Genomic DNA, 18109 nt, shown 5'->3' with positions numbered 1-18109 from the left:
TGCCGGGGCACAGCGCCGGACGCACCGGTGTATCCAAACGCAAACGCGCCGGACTGGCCGGCGCGCTGCAAGCTGCCTGGGTGGCGTCGCTTAGCGCGAGGACGACACCGCGTGGGCGCGCTCGAAGTGAGCCGACACCACGCGGCGGGTCTCTTCCAGGTGCTGCTTGACCGCGGCGCTCTCGGTGGCGGGCAGAAGCTCCGAATCGAGGATCTTGATGGTGTCGCCATGGTCGCTGACCATGGTGCGCATGAAGGCGTTACGGTAGGCGTCCTTGCCGTCGGGCAGGCTCAGCGTCTTGGCCAGCGCGTCCACGGCCGCCTTGCCCTTGGCACGCATCGCCTGCGCACGTGGGCTGTCCTTGGCGCCCAGCGCCTTGGTCTTTTCGAGGTTGGACTCATGGTCGTGCAGCATCTGTTCGGCGAACTGGGCAGTGGCGCCGCCCAGATCCTGCGCGATGGCCTGCTTTGCCAGTGCAATCTCGTTTTCGTCGATTGCGGCTAGCACGCCCAATGCCCCGCCGTCGCCCTTCGCCAGTTCGGTCGCACCGCTGCCGCTAACCGGCGCGGCGGTCGGTTCCGGCGACACCGCCGGTGCGGTGCGCGAGGTGTCGCCACCGGGACGATCGCAGGCGGTCAGGGCCAGCATGGCCAGCAACGATGCAGCAACGAGAGTGAATTTCATGGATGTCCTGGATTGAGTCGGCATTGCCGACGGTGAAATGCAAAGGAGCCGCGATGCGGCTCCGGTGATGTATCGGTCAGGCCCACTGCGGCTGGGCGACCGGAGCGATGCCCATGGGTCTGAGCGGTGTGCGAACTGCATCCTGCGCAGTGCGGCACAGGCGCGCCATGCGCGCGGTGCGCTCACGGATGGTGGCGTGCTCGCTGGCAGGCGCGCTGCCCAGCAGGCTGGCGACATGGAAGCCAAGGATCTCCTCCGCGCGGTCGCCTTGGTCGCTGATGATGTGCGGCACCAGCCGCTCCAGTCGTTCCAGCTCCTGCTGCACTTGATACGGGGTCTTCATGACGATCTCCAATGAATAACAGGTCTTGCGTGCTACATGCGGGCTCAACTATTGCGCGCGCCCAGGCGCTGCCAGCAATCGGTTGCCAACTGTTCGTAGTTGGATTGCGTGCTGGACGAAATGAAATGGTGCTCGAGGCGATCGCGGAACAGACGCAGACGTTCCTGGTCGCTCGAGCGCGGCGCCTGCAGATAGATATCGCAGGCCATCTTCACCACCGGGGACAGTTCGCTGAACTTGCCTGCACCCAGGTTGCCCTGCGCATGCCTGGCCTGCCAGTGCGCGATTTCGGCTTGTACATCGATGACGGATGGGTCTCTGCTCATAACTGCGTGCGTTCCGGCGTAAACAAACTTGACCTGCAGGGTAACGACGGGTATGTCAACGGATGATCATCGAACGCAACTATTGCACGCGTGCATGCTTAACTGGTCAGTTTTCCCGGCATGTCTACACACAATGCATGCGGGCCTGCATAACACCGCAATACATCCTCGTCGTGCGTTACCGATAGCGCAGCGTCTCGCTGCAGCTGCGGCATGTGTTTCAGTCGCCATCGCGCAATCACTTCGGCATGCACGCATTGGTGCCGGGGGCGTCGGTGCAGCGCCACATTTTACGGAAGATTCTGAACCGCTCCACACTTGTGTAACGTCTGATCATTAAGGTATTCAACGACGTTATGGAGAGAGCACTCAGGATGCAGGACAGCGAAAGCAGTCGTCGGAAGCCTCATTACGCCAGCGGAACACCCGAAGCACGTGTGTGGTGGCATGCGTTACTGGAGCTTCGCGGGGGACGTGTGGCCATCAGTCTGATCGTGGTGATCTTGATCGTGATCGGGCTGTATCTGGCATTGAAATAACCGGTCAGACCGATTCGGCCTTCGCAGGCGTGCTTGCTTCAAAGGCATGCTTGAGTCGCAGCATTGCCATCGCCGACATGCGCTGTGCCGCCGGGGGAGAGGTGATGGCGAACCAGCCGTACGTCCAGGTACTGGGGCACACCACGCGCGAGGTGGATGCGCAGGGGCACGAACGTGCCACGCACGCCTGGATTTGCAGCGAGATCGCGCGCCTGTCGGGAATACGCGATGCGGGCCTGGCAAGTGTAGGGACAGTAGAGCAGCGCGGCGATCGCCGCACGCTGCATGTGCCCGACGACACCTTGACGACCGAACAGGCGCATGCGCTTGGCATCCGCGACGCCGACGGATTGCTGGGCGGCATCGTGCCGCACGCATTCGTGGCGACCAAGGTGATCGGCCACCCGTTGATCAGCGAGAGTGCCGCGCGCGTTGCCGGGTGGAATCAGGCGTTGGCCACGTCGCTGATTCCGGCGACTTTGGTCGGCTATACGGTGTTTTCGCAGTCCGATGCGACGCAGGCGTTGGCCCGCTTGCTGCCCGAAGGCGACGTGCGCCTGAAACTGCCCACCGGCGTGGGCGGCAGCGGGCAATGGCGTATCGTCGATGCCGCGCACTTGCTGCATGTGCTGGGTACCTTGCCCGATGCGTACCTGCAAACACACGGTGCGGTGTTGGAGCGCAATATCCTGCAGCCGCTGACGCATAGCGTGGGGGAGTTGTGCGTGGCCGGCATCCGGATCGCCTATCACGGCACGCAGTGCAGCGTGCACAACACCGACGGCGATGAGGTGTATGGTGGATCGTCGTTACAGGTCCACCGTGGATCGCTGGAGGCGCTGCTGTCCACGGCGTTGCAGCCGCTGCACAGGCAAGTGGTCGAGCAGGCATGCCGATACGATCGCCTTGTCGCCGCCGCGTATCCTGGCCTGCACATCTCACGCCGCAACTACGATGTGATGAGTGGTGCAGATGTCCACGCCGGGCGGGTCTGCGGTGTGCTCGAGCAATCCTGGCGGATTGGCGGTGCCACGCCGGCCGAGCTGGCGGCGATTGCGAGGTTCCAGGAGCACCCCGAGCTGCGATGGGTTCATGCGTCCACGCACGAAATCTACGCCGGCCAACCGCCGGCGGATGCGCAGGTGTATTACCGTGCAACGCAGCCCGATAACGGGCCGCGTTACAAGTATCGAAGGATAGTAGCCCACTGATGGAAGCCAAACTTTCCAGCATCGACATTGCGGTCGATCAAGACGCCTTGAGCGGCACCCTGCTGACGCCGACCGGGATTCCGGCGGTGTTGTTCGTGCATGGGTGGGGCGGCAGCCAGCACCACAATCTGGTGCGCGCACGTGAGGCGGTTGGTCTGGGGTGTATCTGCCTCACCTTCGATCTGCGCGGCCACGAAGGCCATGCAGCGATGCGGCAGACCGTGACGCGCGCGCAGAACCTGCAGGACATCCTTGCCGCCTACGATCAGTTGGCGAGCCTGCCGTACGTGGATCGGCAGTCGATTGCGGTGGTCGGTCTGAGCTATGGCGGCTATCTCTCCGCTTTGTTGACACGCGAACGCCCGGTGGAGTGGCTGGCGTTGCGCTCGCCTGCGCTCTACAAGGATGCGCACTGGGACCAACCCAAGGTGAGCCTCAATGCCGACCCGGAGTTGATGGCCTACCGGCAGCGCGTGCTGACGCCTGGCGACAATATCGCCCTGGCCGCCTGCGCAGCCTACACGGGCGATGTATTGCTGGTGGAAGCAGAGAACGATGTCATCGTGCCGCATCCGGTCCTGCGCAATTATGCCGACGCGTTCGCCAATGCGCGCTCGCTGACATCGCGGGTCATCGCCGGCGCCGACCATGCCCTGAGCGGCAAGGAGCACCAGCAGCAGTACACCCGCGCGCTGATCGACTGGCTGACCGAAATGGTGGTGGGGCGCCGGATTGCGCTGGCCAAGGAAGTGGTGGCCGCACGCAAGCAGATGCTGCAGCAGCAGAACAAGACCGCAGCCCCGTCAGGGCAGGATGCGCTTGCATTTCGAGGCGATATCCGCGCAGTGGAAACATCGCCCGATTGAGTCCGTAACTGCGCACTGGTCTGCAGCTGATCTTTTGTGCAGACCACGATGGCTGGCGGCGGCTGTGGAATGGTTAGATCCGCGCGCTGGCAAGGCATCCGATGAGTGGGAGGTGGTTGCATCCAGGTGGTCCCGGCTAGCACGTCGTGCTGCTGTGCAGACGCGGGAGCTCGCGTCGTCGTTGCGTGTGCGGCGGTTTCAACCAGGTGCGCCGAGGATCATTCTCGCATCGGCCCGTTGTATGCACAGACAAAGAAACAACGGGCCCATCGGGCCCGTTGTTTTTTGCGGCACCGGCCTGGTGCCAGTGATGCGCGGCACTGTCTTACATGCGCGGGTCGGTGGGAGTGCGGCGTGCTGCATTATCGTGGCGGTCCGAATCGAACGCCTCGCGTACTGCATGCTTGGCCTTCTCCCAGCTCAGGCGCGAATTGGACTTGAAACGGTCCCAGCCATCGCCCAGGTCGCGTTCCAGATGATCGTCCCACTGCCGTCCGGCGTGCTGCTGGCGCGCCTGCATGCCGTAGCGATAGGCAGGGCGGTAGTCGTCATAGGAGTAGTCGGTGTCGCGGTAGCTGGCGCTATCAAAGCGGCCCTCGTAGTGGGTGTCGCCGTCGCGGTACACGCTATGGGTGCGATCGGCGCGATCCCAGGCATCGCGCGCAGCCAGGCGGGCCTCGTCCCATTCCAGGCGCGACTGACCACGGTTGCGCGGCCACTCGCCTGCCAGCGTGGCTTCGGTTTCTTCCCAGGTGCTGGTGGGGCGCGTTTCGCGAGCCTGCAGGCCGAATCCGTAGACGGTGGCATAGTCGCGATCGTAGTCGGTGCCCTCTTTGTAGTACGGACGATTGCGATGCTCCTGGCGCCAGTACTCGGTTTCGACCGTCGGGTCCAGGCGCTCGGCGACGCCCTTGCCCGCCGCAGCGCCGGCGACCACACCCGCCGCAGCACCGATCAACGTGCCCAGGGGACCAAATACCGTGCCCGCAAGCGCGCCCGCTGCCGCGCCGCCCGCGATGCCGCCCACGCCCACACCGACAGGGTGTGCGCCGGGGGTACCGGAAATCGGGTCACGGTTAAGGTCGTGCGCTTCTGCCTTGCGTTCCTGCTTGTCGTCACTGTTCATGTCGCCTCCGGGGTGCTCAAGGGCGCGTCCTGACAGTGCAGGTCCGCGAAATGTGGCGCCACGATGGGGTCGCGGGAGTGAAACGCGCGTGCGTGAACGTGAGCGCTGCCACCACATGACTGAACCATGCAGTGCGCCGGCGGATGAGGTTGCTCCGCACTGCCGGAACAAAAAAAAGGGGCCGCATGTGCGGCCCCGTCCTATCCCTTGATGCAGACCACCTGACGCAGGGTGTGCAGCACTTCCACCAGGTCCTGCTGCGCGGCCATGACTGCATCGATGGACTTGTACGCTGCCGGCGATTCGTCGATGACTGCTGCGTCCTTGCGGCATTCCACGTGCGCGGTGGCCTCGCGGTGCTGTGCCAGGGTGATCTGCGCCCGTGCAGCGGTTCGGCTCATCACCCGTCCCGCGCCGTGGCTGCAGCTGTGGAAGCTTTCCGCATTGCCCAGCCCACGCACGATGTAGCTGCGCGTGCCCATGCTGCCGGGAATGATGCCCAGCTCGCCGGTGCGTGCGCTGACCGCACCCTTGCGGGTGATCAGCAATTCCTCGCCGTGGTGCGTCTCCTTCTGCACGTAGTTGTGGTGGCAGTTGACCGCCAGCGTCTCCAGCTGGAACCTCGGCAGGCGGTGACGCATCTCCGCCAGCACCCGCGCCATCATCGCCTCGCGATTTTCGCGGGCATAATCCTGCGCCCACGACACCGCTTCGACGTACTCGTCGAACAGCGGCTCGCCTTGCATGAAGAACGCCAGGTCCTTGTCGGGCAGATGAAAGCCCAGCACCCGATGCGCCAGCTGCTCACGCGCTCGCTCGATGAAGTAGGTGCCGATCAGGTTGCCGGTGCCGCGCGAACCGCTGTGCAGCATCACCCAAACCGCATCGGTCTCGTCCAGGCAGATCTCGATGAAGTGGTTGCCACCGCCCAACGTGCCGATCTGGCATTCCAGCTTGTCGGTACGGATGCGCCGGTGTTGCTGCTTGATCGCATCCAGCCGCTGCACCAGCCCGGACTGCGCGATGCGGGTTTCGATGCTGTCGGGCAGCTTGCGATGCTCGCCGCCGCGGCCGTTGCCCACCGGCACGCTACGCTCGATGCTGGAGCGCAGCTGCGCCAGGTTGTCGGGCAGGTCCTTGGCGCGCAGGGTGGTGCGTACCGCGGCCATGCCGCAGCCGATGTCCACGCCGACCGCGGCCGGGATGATGGCGCCGCGGGTCGGGATCACCGAGCCCACGGTGGCGCCCTTGCCCAGGTGCACGTCGGGCATGACCGCCACCCATGGCCCGACGAACGGCATCGCGGCGATATTGCGCAACTGCGCGTGTGCCTGTTCTTCCAGCGGCACGCCACGCACCCAGCCCTTGATCGGGGTGGTGCTGCCTTCGGCATGCAGCCATTCGAACTGTTGTGAGGTACTCATGGTGTTCATTCCTTTGCGCGGGTGTGCGGCCAGTCCCTTCGCCGCACACCCGCATGACTATCTGAGCGTCACCAACTGCTTCAGCACGCCATCCAGGCCGCCGAACACGGTGAGCTTGTCGATCTTTTCGGTGACCTTTTCCAGCGCCTCCAGCTCCTTCAAGCGCATCAGCACCGGGCTGTCGTCGATCAGCCTGGCGGTGTTGAGCAGCGAGCGGGTGGCATTGGCCTCCTCGCGACGACGGATGACATTGGCCTGCGCCTGCTTCTCTGCCTGCACCACCGCGTTGAGGATCTCGCGCATCTCTCCCGGCAGGATCACGTCCTTGACGCCGACGCCCAGCACCTCGATACCGAAGGCAGCGACGCTGCCACGCACATATCCGAAGATATCCGCATCCAGCGAGGCCTTGTCGCCGAGCAGCTCGTCCAGCGTCTTGGCCGAGACCGCACGCCGCAAGCCGTACTGCAGTTCGCGGTACAGGTAGTCGGCGGCCTTGGCCACGCGCGTGCGCATCGCCACCGGATCGGTGACGCGCATGCTGGCGGCCAGGTTGACCCGCAGCGATACCTTGTCGCGCGTCAACAGCTCCTGGCCGGAGACCTCGACCGACTGAACGCGCAGGTCGATCACCTCGGTGGCGACGTTCTTCTGGAAATTCCAGAAGGCATATACCCCAGGCCCGAACGGCGCGAGCAACTTGCCATCGACGAAGACCAGGCCTTGCGACTCGGCCGGCACCTCCATGCACACCGCCACGCGTGCCAGCGTGCCGAGCTGACGCAACCTGCGCTGCACGACGCTCGGCACCTGCAGGTCCTCGCCCAACGGCAGGGTCTGCAGCTCGACGGCCGCCGCGCCACGCCAGTACAGCGTGCGCGTTCCCGGCGGCAGCACCTCCTCGAGCTTGCCGTTGCGGATCAACAGGCCGACCTGGGCCGGGCCGATGTCGGCCAGCACGAAGTGGTCGGGCAGTGCGGCGCCCAGGGTGTCGATCAACAGATCCGCATCGCGGCCCACGGCCTGACCCGTGGGGCTGTCGTGCACGTGGATCTCGCTGCGCTGCAACGGGTCGAAAAAACGGTACACGCCGGGGCCGAGCACGCGCTCGAACCGACGATTCCGATACACCAGGCCGCGCTCGCCGTCGCCGATCACGACCCTCTTGGTCCAGAACATGACACTTCTCCTTGGGTTGGCTCTGGTGGTCCGATCCGGATGTTGAGCCGGTGCGCCGCCCGGATCGGATGGCGGGCGCACGGTGTGCCGATGCAACGCGGCGTTGGAAGGTGGAAACGCCGGTGACGGCGGCGGTGCGGGGCGTGCTGCGCTGTTGGCGCGTGCCACTGCAGGGCTGCGTCGTTGGCGATGCAATGCCAATGACGCAGCGCACGGCAGGGCAACACGCGTCCAGGGCAGCGGCCCGGCACCGGCGCCGCTGCCGCATGCGGGCAAGCGATGGCTTGCCTAACCACAGGCGGCATGGGCGTTTCCGTGAGGGACTTGCGTCCCGGTGAATGACCGAACAGGTCACGTATGGAGCGGGAGTCGAACCCGCGACAGACAGATTACGAATCTGTTGCTCTACCGACTGAGCTATCCAGTGGGGGTATTCCGGAATCGAACCGGACCTGCGGATTGCGCCGCCGCTCCTCCAGGAGCCGTACCCGAAACAGAAACATCCGAAAGAGATCGGTATACGCCACGGCATGGCCGCGCGCACCGGCTGGATGAGAAACTCCAGGCCGCTGACGATCTTCCGCAATGGTTCCGATTACCGTTCTATTCAAACGGCAATGCAGTATGTGCATGACCACGTGCCACCCGTGCCCGAAACCAGGGCACAGCGCTTTCGCGCCTCGCGGCATGACGACATCCCTGTCGTCGGGCAATCCCTGCCCGGGTTTCGGATGTGCTCATTCACAGGCTTGAGACGAACGCGCAACGAAAAACGCCCCCGGATGCAGCATCCGAGGGCGTTCGCGTACCTCGGAGATCGGGTGACCGATCTCCTGGAACCAGGACATCAGCCGATAATGGTGTGCATGTCGCGCAGCACCGTGCGCGCAATCGCTGCAGCGCACAGTGCGCCGGGCAGTCGATCGGATTTGGTGGGTTGGCTGGCGTGCATGAAAATCAGTTGGGTCCGGATGCAGGCGTTGCTGCGTAGGGCGCGAACATTACCTGCAGGATTTTGTCGATGCAAGTACTTTATGAAAAATAATCGAACTATTTTCTGGGGCATGAGAATCTGTTGCAGATGCCAGGCGCAAACGCATGCGATAGATAATCCAGAAACCGGTATCGGACTGGATTATCTGCAGCACGCCGGCGCGGCTGCACTGCGGCGGCGTATCGCCGCCGTTGCAAGTCAGTGCTTGCGCGGGAGCAGCGTCGGGACAAGGCGGGTGATCAGGCATCACGGCGGGCAGGGTTGAAATGCCGCCTTCCCGGGCCAAGCGAAGCGATCTCACAGCGTTGGCCTGCCGCTGGCGCCACGCCGGCGATGCCCGCGCATTCGCACGACTTTTGGGAAATCACCGGCTGGCAGCTGCAACCAGCCGCCAGCGCGTGCTCAGCCGCCGTGCGTGCCCAGCGTGCGCGCGCCGGTCAGGATCATGCGCAGCATCTGCGAGATCTGCTCGATCAGCTCGGGGTCCTTCTCCGGCGGCAGGTCCATCGCCACCGCGCCCATCGCAAATACCAGGCGGGTGATCGCCTTGGACACCAGCGCCGGCGCATGCAAGGTGGCGTTGTCGGCGGCGGCCAGGCGGATCAGATCCATCCGCAGCTCGTCCTCGAAGTAGGTGAGCTCGCGCTCCACCGCCTGCTTGAACGCATCCGAGCCCACCGCGCCTTCGCGCAGCAGCACGTGCAGCAGCTTGTCGTCGGCGCGCAGCTGTTCCATGAAGGCTTCGACCGACACGCGGATGACACTGCGGTCGGCGGAGGTGGCGCGCTGGCGGGCCTGGCCGATGATGGTGCGCAACGAACGCCCGGCCAGGTCGATCAGCGCCACGGCGAGCTCGTCCATGTCGCGGAACTGGCGGTAGAAGCTGTTCGGTGCGATGCCGGCCTCGCGTGCGACCTCGCGCAGGCTCAGCGTGGACAGGCTGCGGTGCGGGCCGATCAGCGACAGCGCCGCGGCAATCAGGTCCTCGCGTGAGATCGCCGGCTTGCGTGACGGCGGCGCGTCGTGGGAAGGCAGGGCGATGGAGGTCATGGGCAACGGCCGGGCGTGGGCCTGAATCATAGCCCTTCCGACAATATACAAGTGTATACACGGCTGTGCATGCATGCGTATAGTGCCCTCCATGAACCTGGCACCCACTCCCAAGTCCAAGTCCCCGCTGGCCGCCCGATTGGCGCGCCGCCTGGTGTCGCCGCAGTTGTTCGACTTCTGGGCCACCCGGATCAACCCGCTGTGGACGCTGGAGCGGCCGATGGCCCGCCTGGTCGAACGCCATGCGGCCAGCCGCGACGCGGTGACCCTGGTCTTGCAGCCCAATGGCCACTGGCAGGGCCTGCAGGCCGGCCAGCATGTCAGCCTGGGCGTAGAGATCGACGGCCGCCGCCTGCTGCGCAGCTACAGCCCGACGGTGCTGGACGAAGGCCGCCTGGCGATCACGGTCAAGACCATCCAGGGCGGGCAGGTCAGCGGTTATCTGGCGCACCAGGCCGCGCTGGGCACGGTGGTGTCGCTGGACCCGGCGTTTGGCGACATGCTGTTGCCGGCCTCGCCCACGCCGTTGCTGTTACTGGCCGCCGGCTCCGGCATCACGCCGATGCGCGCGCTGCTGCGCGCCGCGGCACAGGCCGGCATGCCGGCCGACGTCGACCTGCTGTACTGGGTGCGCGCGCGCGAAGACGCCTGCTTCCTGGACGAATTCCACGCGCTGGCCGCGGCACATCCGCGCCTGCGCGTAAGCCTGCTGACCACCCGCGAAGGCGCCGCTCCGGCCGCCCGGGTGGATACCCATGCGCTGGACGAGATCGCCGGGCTGTCCCGCCGCCACGTGATGGCCTGCGGACCGGGCGGCTTCGTGCAGGCCGCACGTGCGCGCCTGGAGGGCCGCGTGGCGGCGTTCCAGGCCGAGGCTTTCAGCGTGCCGGCGTTGGAAGAAAGCGAGGCCGGGCAGGTGCAGGTGCAGCTGTCACGCAGCGGCCGTACGCTGAGCCTGTCGCGCGGGCAGTCGCTGCTGGAAGGGCTGGAGGCCCAGGGCCTGCGGCCAAAACACGGCTGCCGCATGGGCATCTGCAACAGCTGCGCCTGCGCACGCCAGGCCGGCACCACGCGCCACCTGCTGACCGGCGAGCGCAGCAACGAACCCACCGCACAGGTTCGCCTGTGCATTAGTGCCCCAAGCACCGACCTGATCCTGGATCTGTAAGGAACCTGCATGAGCCGAGTCCATAACCGCGCCCTGTCCGCAGCCGAGCTGCAATCCTTCGGCGACGAGCTCGATGCCATCCGCGCCCGTGTGCTGAAGCAGGTGGGCGCCGACGATGCGCGCTACATCCGTCGCATCGTGGCCGCGGTGCGCTGGACCGGCGTGTCCGGCCGCGCGCTGCTGTTCCTGGGCGCCTTCGTGCACAGCGTGCTGGTTCCGGCCTGGATCGCCGGCGTGCTGCTGCTGACGCTGTCCAAGATCCTGGAGAACATGGAGCTGGGCCACAACGTCATGCACGGCCAGTACGACTGGATGGGCGACCCGCAACTCAACGGCAATACCTACGAGTGGGACATCGTTGCCACCGGCGACAATTGGCGCAAGACGCACAACTTCAAGCACCACACCTACACCAATGTGCGCGGCATGGACGACGACATCGGCTACGGCCTGCTGCGCATCTTTCCCGAGCAGCGCTGGCGCCCGTTCTACCTGCTGCAGCCGTTCATTGCGGTGGTGTTCGCACTGCTGTTCGAATGGGGCGTGGCGATCCAGGACCTGCGCCTGGGCCGCTGGTTCGCCGGCAAGATGAAGGCGGCCGAGTTGCGCGCCTCGTTCCTGCCGGTCGGCCGCAAGATGGGCCGCCAGATGCTCAAGGACTACATCGTGTTCCCGGTCCTGGCGGGGCCGTTCTTCCTGACCGTACTGCTGGGCAACCTGGCCGCCAACGTATTGCGCAGCATCTGGACCTTCGTGATCATCTTCTGCGGGCATTTCACCGCCGATGCGGAAGTGTTCCCGAAGGAATCGATCCGCAACGAATCGCGCGGCCACTGGTATCTGCGCCAGCTGCGCGGCTCGTCGAACCTGACCGGCGGCAAGCTGATGAACGTGTTGTCGGGCAATCTGAGCCATCAGATCGAGCATCACTTCTATCCGGACCTGCCGGCCAACCGGTATGCGCAGATTGCGGTCGAAGTGAAGCAGATCTGTGCGCGCTACGGCCAGCACTACAACACCGGCTCGCTGCCGCGGCAGTTCGGGCAGGTGATGTGGCGCATCGTGCGGCATGCGTTCCCGAGCCGGCCCAAGCCGGTACGCGAGCGCAGCGGGGCGCTGCAGGGCGCGTGATCCAACAAGAAAGGCCGCCACTGGCGGCCTTTTTCTTGGAGTGGAGCGTGTCCGGACTGCTGGTGTATGTGAATCGTTTGCTGGCGGCGCCGAACCCGGGTTGCCGGCACGCACAGTGGCCAATGTTGCGGTAACGCTGGCGCGGCATGCGCATGCTCCATGCGGCGTGCCAATCCCCAATCCCCAATCACCAATCACCAATCACCAAGTGGCGAATCGGATGACTCAGCGCGCCGATTTGCGCGCCTGCGCCTGATAGGCGATGAAGCCGATGGCAGGCAGCGCGCGCGAGAACAGCCAGCCCTGCGCCAGGTCCACGCCGTGTGCGCGCAGGTAGTCCAGCTGCTCCTGGCGCTCGACCCCTTCGGCGATGGTGCGCAGTTGCAGCGTCTTGGCCATCTCGATGATATGCGCGGTGACCGAGCTGGTGGCCGAGTGCATGCCGATCGTGTCCACGAAGGATTTGTCGATCTTCAAGGCATCCAGCGGCAGGCCTTGCAGATACTGCAGGCTGGAGTAGCCGGTGCCGAAGTCGTCGATGGACACGGTGTGGCCGGCGCCGCGCAGGTGGGTGATGGTGGTGCGCGCGGCATCGATGTCCATCAGGCTGCGTTCGGTCGCCTCCACCCAGATCTGCCCGCTGTCCACGCCGGTGCCCCGCAGCGCGTCGGCCAGCACCGACTGCACGCGGCCGCTCTTGATGTCCTCGGCCGAGACGTTGATGGCTACATGCAGCGACGGTTCGGCGGCCAGGGTGGGGCCAAGATCGCGGATGACCTCGGCCACCACCAGATCGGTGATCGGCATGATCAGGCCGCTTGCTTCGGCCAGCGGGATGAAGGCATCCGGCGGCACCAGCACGCCATCGGGCTGCTGCCAGCGCACCAGTGCCTCGGCACCGACGCAGCGGCCGCTGTCGAGCGCGATGATCGGTTGGTAATGCACGACGAATTCACCGCGCTGCACCGCGATTTCCAGCCGTGCCAGCGGCGACAACCGTCGCCGCGAGACCCACAGCACCAGGGCGACCAGCAGCACGGCCAGCGCAATGCCGACCGGCACCACCTGCAGCCGCGCGGCCGCCAACGGCCCGCGCAGGTAGGCGACCGGTTCGGTGACCACCGCGGCCCAGTCGCCCCGGCGTCCTCGCCCGGACAGCACCTGCGCCTGCCCGGACGTGCGGGTGGCGTCGTCGGCCAGCGGCGCCACCAGCAACTGTTCGGCCGCGGTGCCGGTGCTGCTGAGCAGCCGCCCATCCGGCGTGCCGATCGCCAGCTGCAGGCCGGGCGGGATATTGATGTCGGCCAGCGTGTTCGGATTGATCAGGACGTTGTAGTCGTCCAGCTGCAGCGCCATCAGCGGATGTTGCGGGTTGGCCAGCGGCAGCAGCCGCGTGGTGACGGCAATGCCACGCTTGACCACGAAATCCGGGCGGCTCTGCGCAATGCTTCTGGGCAACAGCCCCCATGAGGTGCAACGCAACCGCCCCTGTCGGAAATACCCCAGCTCGACGATGTAATGGCTGGTCAGCACCAAGGCGCGCATCTGCGCCAGGTGGGCCGGCGAGCAGGGCGTCAGCCTGGAGGCGGCCATGCTCAGCAGGGCGCCATGCGCCTCGTCGAAAGCCGTTTCGGTGCGCCGGATCGACAGCGCAGCCAGTTGGCTGAGCCTGCCTTCCTCGCGCGACAGCGCCAGCCGCCAGGCCAGGTAGTACGACAGACCGATTGGGAGCGTTGCGCACACCACCACCAGCAGCACGGTCAGGCTGATGATGCGTTGGCGCTTCACATCACCACCCGCATCGGCATGGGGGCCAGCTCATGCATGCAGCCCAACGCGCAGCGCACGCTGCGGCGCCATCGGAGCGGGTGCCACAGCCGCATCTTCGCGCCGACGGACGCGCCGCGCTGACGTGATGTGGACCACAGAAGGGGACGGATGAGGCTGCACGTCGCGAATGTACGACACACGCGTGCATTGCGCGCGTCCGCAGAGCGAAGTGGATGTGATTTTCTGCCGAGCGGGCGCGATGCGGTGTGCGGGCTGGTGTGTTGCAAGGGATTCACGCGCTTGCACGCAAGGGCGCGCTACGGTCGTTGCGTCTGCGCCCGTATACGTGGGCCGCAGGGCCGGCCGGCCCGTGGCAAGGCGCTCTCACCGGAGGACTGATCCATGACAACCCAGAAAGAACGTGTCGGCGGCACCGATGCAGTGCCGATCTTCAAGATGCAGGAAACCACGCGCGATGGCGAACTGATCAAGTACGTGGTCGGCGACACCGGCGTGGCGTTCGACAGCCTGGAAGGCGCGCAGGCCGCGGCCAAGGATCTGGGCACGCTCAACGGGTAACTGGCCTTGGCGAGTTGCCGGCCGCGGGTCGTTGCTGGAAGGGCCTGCTGATAGCGACTTGCAGGTCTGGTGCTGCCGGGCCGCGGAGCGCGCTGCGGTTGGGTTCGTCGTAGCGCCGCTCCCGCCGTGGCGGCTTGTCCAGTGCCTTGAGCCTTCATGGCGGAGTGAGGTTGGCCGGGGTGGCGGCCGGCGTTGGCGCCCGCAGCCCTCCTGTTCGAAATAGCGGCAACGCTGCAGGTCAGGGCAATGGCTGCTCGGTCAGCCGTCCGGTATGCGGGGTGTGGATCAGCGGCGCCAGATCGAAACCCTGTTCGCGTGCATGCGCCAGGTACGCCTGGGCGATGTTCTCGTCCAGTTGCGGCAGCCGCGCCAGCAGCCACAGATACTTGCGGTCGGGGCTGCCGACCAGGGCCGCGGTGTAGTCGGCATCGATGCGCATCACCCAATAGTCGCCCTTGGTGAAGGGAATCCAGCGCAGCCCCTCGGGCAGGAAGGTCACCTCCAGGCGTCCATGGCTGTCGTCGATGGGGCGTGCCTGGCCGATGGCTTCCTCCAGCTCGCCGCTCACGCTCAGGCAGCGGTTCTGCACGCGCACCGTGCCGTCGGCCTGCAGCGCGTAATGCGCCGACACGTCGGTACAGTCCGCATCCTCGAAACGGATCGGCAGCCGGGCGATCTCGTACCAGGTGCCCAGGTAGCGGTTCAGATCCAGCGACGCGACGGTGGATAACTCGGGAAGTCGGCTCATGACGGCCTCGCTGCACAGGGAGGCTGACGTTGTACGTGCAGCGCCATGAAGTGGATGTTGCGGACCGGCGCCTGACGGTGCGGCGCGCCCTGGAGTGCAGCGCGAGGCACTGCCGCGGTGATTGGCCTGGATGGCGCAGGAGCCGCTGCGAGGATCGCAGCGCGCACGCGCCCGAAGCAGCCGCTGCGTTGCAGCGCCGTGCGCGCGGCCCCGCCTTGGCATCGGACCGCGCGACTAGGCCGCGCTGGCGGTGCCGAGTGCGCGATCCAGCTTGCGGTAGCCGATCGCTTCGGTGAGATGGCCGGTGGCAATCGCCGCACTGTCGTCCAGGTCGGCGATGGTGCGCGCCACGCGCAGGATGCGGTGCATCGAACGTGCGGACAGCTGCAGGCGCTCGATCGCGCGCTCCAGCAGCACCTGGTCCTCGCCTTGCAGCCGGCAGTGACGGTCGGTGTCGGGCTGATCGAGCTGTGCGTTGGGCAGGGCGCCGCGCGCAAGCTGCCGCTGCCGCGCGGCGACCACGCGGGCACGCACGCTGGCGCTGTCTTCGCCCGGGGTGCCGCTACGCAGTGCCTGCGGCGGCAGCCGCGGCACTTCCACATGCAGGTCGATGCGGTCCAGCAGCGGCCCGGAAATGCGGCTACGGTAACGGTGGATGCTGTCGCTGCTGCAGCGGCAACGCCCGCTGCCATCGCCGGCCCAGCCGCAGGGGCAGGGATTCATGGCCGCGACCAACTGGAAGCGTGCCGGAAAATCCACGCTGCGCGCCGCGCGCGAGATCGTGACCAGGCCCGATTCCAGCGGCTCGCGCAGCACTTCCAGGGTCTGCCGTTGCCACTCGGGCAGCTCGTCCAGAAACAGCACGCCGTTGTGCGCCAGCGAAATCTCGCCCGGGCGCGGGTGCGTGCCACCGCCGACCAGGGCAACTGCGCTGGCGGTATGGTGCGGGGCCCGGTAGGGCCGCTGGCGCCAGCGGGCCAGATCCAGCCCACGGCCGCTGACCGAACTGATGGCGGCGGTTTCCAGCGCCTCGGCTTCGCTGGCGTCGGGCAGCAGCCCCGGCAGGCGCGAGGCCAGCAAGGTCTTGCCACAGCCGGGGCTGCCGACCAGCAGCAGGTGGTGCCCGCCGGCGGCGGCGATCTCCAGCGCGCGGCGCGCATGCGGCTGGCCGCGCACGTCGGCCATGTCCGGCAGCGCACGTGCGCCGAGCGCGGCGACCGCCAGTTCTGCGGCAGGCGCCGGCTGGGTGCCGTTGAGGGCGGCGCAGACCTCCAGCAGGGTGCGCGCAGTGAAGGCCTGCACATGCCCGGCGATGGCTGCCTCGGCGCCATTGGCCAGCGGCACGATCAGCCGTCGCCCCGCCCGCGCGGCGGCCAGGGCGGCCGGCAGCACGCCGTCGACGCCACGCAGCTCGCCGGTCAGCGCCAGCTCGCCGACAAACTCATGGTCGGCCAGTGCCTGCCGGTCGATCTGCCCGCTGGCAGCCAGGATGCCGAGCGCGATCGGCAGGTCGAACCGCCCGCCCTCCTTGGGCAGGTCCGCAGGCGCCAGGTTGATGGTGATGCGCCGGGCCGGAAATTCGAACTGCGCGCAGAGCAGCGCGGCACGCACGCGTTCGCGCGACTCGCGTACCGCCGCTTCGGGCAGGCCCACGATCTGGGTGGAGGGAAGACCGCCGGACAGATGCACCTCCACCCGAACCTCAGGCGCGTGCACTCCCACGCGGGCACGGCTGTGCACCAGCGCCAGACTCATGGTGGAAGGCCCGGGTCAGGGGGTATCGGAGCCGGGCGCCGCGCTGGGCGGCGTGCCGGTTGCGCGTGCTTCCAGGGCGGCCACCGCCTGCTCCAGCGCCTCGAGCTTTTCGCGGGTGCGCAGCAGTACCGCGCGCTGCACGTCGAACTCCTCGCGGGTGACCAGGTCCAGCTTGCCCAGGCCGGCCTGCAAGGCGCCCTTGAAGGTGCTCTGCAGCTCTTCGCGCGATTGGCGCAGGCCCGGCGGCACCAGGTCGCTGAGGCGGCGGGCGAGGTCGTCGAGCTGATTGAAATCGATCATGGTGGTCTCCGCAGGTCCGTAGGAAGCCTAGTGCAGGCCGGGACACGCGGGACATCGGCAAGGCAGTCGGCAGGCGGTAAGGATAGTCCCATTTCGGTTGTCGGCCGGGGTGATGGACGCCGGCGTGGATGAGTGTTGCCCCCGTCCACGGTATGCTGCGCGCCCGTCATGCCCTGGGACCTGCACCGATGAAAATGATCATGGCCATCGTCAAACCGTTCAAGCTCGACGATGTGCGCGAAGCGCTCGCCGGCTGCGGGGTGGCAGGCATCACGGTGACCGAGGTCAAGGGCTTTGGTCGGCAGAAGGGCCACACCGAGCTGTATCGCGGCGCCGAGTACGTGGTCGATTTCCTGCCCAAGGTGAAGATCGAGGTGGCGGTGACCGACGATCAGGCCGAGCGCGTGGTCGAAGCCATCGTGGCCGCGGCCGGTACCGGCAAGATCGGCGACGGCAAGGTGTTCGTGTACGACCTCGGCAGCGTGGTGCGCATCCGCACCGGTGAGCTGGACAGCGACGCGCTGTAAGGTGGGCCGCGCGCCGTCGGCGTGAGCCCGGCGCTGTTGCATGCCTGTGGATGTTCGCCGCAAGTTGCGCGTGCAACGTAGCGCTGACACAGGCGTATCCGATGGCATCCAAGCGCGCATCCTGCGGCGCTGAGCGGGGCACCTGCAAGGTGCGCGGCATTCCGGGAACTTGAGGCAGGCAGCGCAGATGCGTCTACCAGGGCCACCGGCTCTCCAGGTAAAGGCGTCATGCTGCGCGTCGCATTGGCCTGGATCGCATCCCGGGTACCCGCACCCCTGTCGAGATGCATACCCTTCCGCGTTGGGCGGGATCGCAGCGCGCGCGGATCGCCGACCGCTGCTCATACCATTTCAATACCGAAAACTCTGCGCGCCGAGCGACGAGCATT

The 18109-nt window shown here is 66.5% G+C and carries 18 protein-coding genes; 6 read left to right on the top strand and 12 right to left on the bottom strand.

The features are described 5' to 3' along the window. Positions 1 to 90 precede the first annotated feature (90 nt). From XcodCFBP4690_RS11085 to XcodCFBP4690_RS11075, 3 genes are all read right to left on the bottom strand, one after another. Entirely contained in the window at positions 91 to 684 is a 594-nt protein-coding gene (locus XcodCFBP4690_RS11085) for a DUF4142 domain-containing protein (protein WP_104540993.1), read from the bottom strand. 76 nt (positions 685 to 760) lie between these two features. Further along, complete coding sequence (locus XcodCFBP4690_RS11080) at positions 761 to 1027, bottom strand: hypothetical protein (protein WP_167394574.1); 267 nt, start codon at positions 1025 to 1027, stop codon at positions 761 to 763. A 44-nt stretch (positions 1028 to 1071) separates the two neighbouring features. Continuing rightward, on the bottom strand, positions 1072 to 1353 hold the full coding sequence (locus XcodCFBP4690_RS11075) for a hypothetical protein (protein ID WP_003486531.1): 282 nt from the start codon (positions 1351 to 1353) through the stop codon (positions 1072 to 1074). 643 nt (positions 1354 to 1996) lie between these two features. Here XcodCFBP4690_RS11075 and XcodCFBP4690_RS11070 point away from each other — a divergent pair. Both XcodCFBP4690_RS11070 and XcodCFBP4690_RS11065 read left to right on the top strand, forming a co-directional pair. Continuing rightward, positions 1997 to 3103 carry a DUF3182 family protein gene (locus tag XcodCFBP4690_RS11070; RefSeq protein WP_104540992.1) on the top strand — a complete coding sequence of 369 codons (1107 nt, stop codon included), beginning with the start codon at positions 1997 to 1999 and terminating at the stop codon, positions 3101 to 3103. Beyond that, positions 3103 to 3969, top strand: coding sequence for an alpha/beta hydrolase family protein (locus XcodCFBP4690_RS11065; protein WP_104540991.1), 867 nt, complete (start codon positions 3103 to 3105; stop codon positions 3967 to 3969). The genes XcodCFBP4690_RS11070 and XcodCFBP4690_RS11065 overlap by 1 nt, the downstream gene beginning before the upstream one ends. 325 nt (positions 3970 to 4294) lie before the next feature. On the opposite strand, the gene XcodCFBP4690_RS11060 is transcribed toward XcodCFBP4690_RS11065, so the two are convergent. The 5 genes from XcodCFBP4690_RS11060 to fabR all read right to left on the bottom strand — a co-directional run bounded on the left by XcodCFBP4690_RS11060 (position 4295) and on the right by fabR (position 9742). Further along, complete coding sequence (locus XcodCFBP4690_RS11060; RefSeq protein WP_104540990.1) at positions 4295 to 5095, bottom strand: hypothetical protein; 801 nt, start codon at positions 5093 to 5095, stop codon at positions 4295 to 4297. A gap of 200 nt (positions 5096 to 5295) precedes the next feature. Further along, positions 5296 to 6519: an RtcB family protein gene (locus XcodCFBP4690_RS11055; RefSeq protein ID WP_167394573.1), complete on the bottom strand. Its 1224-nt coding sequence runs from the start codon at positions 6517 to 6519 to the stop codon at positions 5296 to 5298. A gap of 57 nt (positions 6520 to 6576) precedes the next feature. Continuing rightward, positions 6577 to 7698 carry a slipin family protein gene (locus XcodCFBP4690_RS11050; RefSeq protein WP_104540988.1) on the bottom strand — a complete coding sequence of 374 codons (1122 nt, stop codon included), beginning with the start codon at positions 7696 to 7698 and terminating at the stop codon, positions 6577 to 6579. A gap of 847 nt (positions 7699 to 8545) precedes the next feature. Next, positions 8546 to 8764: a hypothetical protein gene (locus XcodCFBP4690_RS22710; RefSeq protein WP_167394572.1), complete on the bottom strand. Its 219-nt coding sequence runs from the start codon at positions 8762 to 8764 to the stop codon at positions 8546 to 8548. 330 nt (positions 8765 to 9094) lie between these two features. Next, entirely contained in the window at positions 9095 to 9742 is a 648-nt protein-coding gene (fabR, locus tag XcodCFBP4690_RS11040; RefSeq protein ID WP_104540987.1) for an HTH-type transcriptional repressor FabR, read from the bottom strand. 91 nt (positions 9743 to 9833) lie between these two features. Between fabR and XcodCFBP4690_RS11035 the strand changes: the two genes are divergently transcribed. Then, positions 9834 to 10910 carry a ferredoxin reductase gene (locus tag XcodCFBP4690_RS11035; protein ID WP_167394571.1) on the top strand — a complete coding sequence of 359 codons (1077 nt, stop codon included), beginning with the start codon at positions 9834 to 9836 and terminating at the stop codon, positions 10908 to 10910. Positions 10911 to 10919: 9 nt separating this feature from the next. After that, the gene (locus tag XcodCFBP4690_RS11030; RefSeq protein ID WP_104540985.1) at positions 10920 to 12041 is read left to right on the top strand and encodes a fatty acid desaturase family protein; all 1122 of its coding nucleotides are present in this window, start codon (positions 10920 to 10922) and stop codon (positions 12039 to 12041) included. A 225-nt stretch (positions 12042 to 12266) separates the two neighbouring features. Here XcodCFBP4690_RS11030 and XcodCFBP4690_RS11025 read toward each other — a convergent pair whose 3' ends face one another. After that, entirely contained in the window at positions 12267 to 13829 is a 1563-nt protein-coding gene (locus XcodCFBP4690_RS11025; RefSeq protein WP_104540984.1) for an EAL domain-containing protein, read from the bottom strand. 384 nt (positions 13830 to 14213) lie between these two features. Between XcodCFBP4690_RS11025 and XcodCFBP4690_RS11020 the strand changes: the two genes are divergently transcribed. After that, positions 14214 to 14390 (top strand): hypothetical protein, encoded by a 177-nt coding sequence (locus XcodCFBP4690_RS11020; protein ID WP_064507700.1) that lies wholly within the window; start codon positions 14214 to 14216, stop codon positions 14388 to 14390. Between the two features lie 238 nt (positions 14391 to 14628). Here XcodCFBP4690_RS11020 and XcodCFBP4690_RS11015 read toward each other — a convergent pair whose 3' ends face one another. The 3 genes from XcodCFBP4690_RS11015 to ubiK form a co-directional block, all read right to left on the bottom strand. Further along, entirely contained in the window at positions 14629 to 15138 is a 510-nt protein-coding gene (locus XcodCFBP4690_RS11015) for a lipocalin family protein (RefSeq protein ID WP_104540983.1), read from the bottom strand. Between the two features lie 234 nt (positions 15139 to 15372). Beyond that, a complete protein-coding gene (locus XcodCFBP4690_RS11010) occupies positions 15373 to 16893 on the bottom strand; it encodes a YifB family Mg chelatase-like AAA ATPase (protein ID WP_104540982.1) in 1521 nt (506 codons plus the stop codon). Between the two features lie 15 nt (positions 16894 to 16908). Further along, complete coding sequence (gene ubiK / locus XcodCFBP4690_RS11005) at positions 16909 to 17193, bottom strand: ubiquinone biosynthesis accessory factor UbiK (RefSeq protein WP_104540981.1); 285 nt, start codon at positions 17191 to 17193, stop codon at positions 16909 to 16911. 152 nt (positions 17194 to 17345) lie between these two features. On the opposite strand from ubiK, the gene XcodCFBP4690_RS11000 reads away from it, so the two are divergent. Next, a complete protein-coding gene (locus XcodCFBP4690_RS11000; protein ID WP_279628105.1) occupies positions 17346 to 17720 on the top strand; it encodes a P-II family nitrogen regulator in 375 nt (124 codons plus the stop codon). The last annotated feature ends 389 nt before the right edge of the window (positions 17721 to 18109 follow it).

The organism is Xanthomonas codiaei (genome assembly GCF_002939785.1).
GTDB lineage: Bacteria > Pseudomonadota > Gammaproteobacteria > Xanthomonadales > Xanthomonadaceae > Xanthomonas > Xanthomonas codiaei.
The sequence above is the reverse complement of the archived record's forward strand: the minus strand, read 5'-3'. Positions and strand labels throughout refer to the sequence as shown.

Excerpts from the sequence above, each read along its gene's own strand:
- XcodCFBP4690_RS11030 (WP_104540985.1), top strand. The coding sequence starts at position 10,920 with ATGAGCCGAGTCCATAACCGCGCCCTGTCCGCAGCCGAGCTGCAATCC.
- XcodCFBP4690_RS11035 (WP_167394571.1), top strand. The coding sequence starts at position 9,834 with ATGAACCTGGCACCCACTCCCAAGTCCAAGTCCCCGCTGGCCGCCCGA.
- fabR (WP_104540987.1), bottom strand. The coding sequence starts at position 9,742 with ATGACCTCCATCGCCCTGCCTTCCCACGACGCGCCGCCGTCACGCAAG.
- XcodCFBP4690_RS11060 (WP_104540990.1), bottom strand. The coding sequence starts at position 5,095 with ATGAACAGTGACGACAAGCAGGAACGCAAGGCAGAAGCGCACGACCTT.
- XcodCFBP4690_RS22710 (WP_167394572.1), bottom strand. The coding sequence starts at position 8,764 with ATGCCCCAGAAAATAGTTCGATTATTTTTCATAAAGTACTTGCATCGA.
- XcodCFBP4690_RS11085 (WP_104540993.1), bottom strand. The coding sequence starts at position 684 with ATGAAATTCACTCTCGTTGCTGCATCGTTGCTGGCCATGCTGGCCCTG.
- XcodCFBP4690_RS11080 (WP_167394574.1), bottom strand. The coding sequence starts at position 1,027 with ATGAAGACCCCGTATCAAGTGCAGCAGGAGCTGGAACGACTGGAGCGG.
- ubiK (WP_104540981.1), bottom strand. The coding sequence starts at position 17,193 with ATGATCGATTTCAATCAGCTCGACGACCTCGCCCGCCGCCTCAGCGAC.
- XcodCFBP4690_RS11065 (WP_104540991.1), top strand. The coding sequence starts at position 3,103 with ATGGAAGCCAAACTTTCCAGCATCGACATTGCGGTCGATCAAGACGCC.
- XcodCFBP4690_RS11055 (WP_167394573.1), bottom strand. The coding sequence starts at position 6,519 with ATGAGTACCTCACAACAGTTCGAATGGCTGCATGCCGAAGGCAGCACC.
- XcodCFBP4690_RS11000 (WP_279628105.1), top strand. The coding sequence starts at position 17,346 with ATGCTGCGCGCCCGTCATGCCCTGGGACCTGCACCGATGAAAATGATC.
- XcodCFBP4690_RS11070 (WP_104540992.1), top strand. The coding sequence starts at position 1,997 with ATGGCGAACCAGCCGTACGTCCAGGTACTGGGGCACACCACGCGCGAG.
- XcodCFBP4690_RS11050 (WP_104540988.1), bottom strand. The coding sequence starts at position 7,698 with ATGTTCTGGACCAAGAGGGTCGTGATCGGCGACGGCGAGCGCGGCCTG.
- XcodCFBP4690_RS11075 (WP_003486531.1), bottom strand. The coding sequence starts at position 1,353 with ATGAGCAGAGACCCATCCGTCATCGATGTACAAGCCGAAATCGCGCAC.
- XcodCFBP4690_RS11020 (WP_064507700.1), top strand. The coding sequence starts at position 14,214 with ATGACAACCCAGAAAGAACGTGTCGGCGGCACCGATGCAGTGCCGATC.
- XcodCFBP4690_RS11015 (WP_104540983.1), bottom strand. The coding sequence starts at position 15,138 with ATGAGCCGACTTCCCGAGTTATCCACCGTCGCGTCGCTGGATCTGAAC.
- XcodCFBP4690_RS11010 (WP_104540982.1), bottom strand. The coding sequence starts at position 16,893 with ATGAGTCTGGCGCTGGTGCACAGCCGTGCCCGCGTGGGAGTGCACGCG.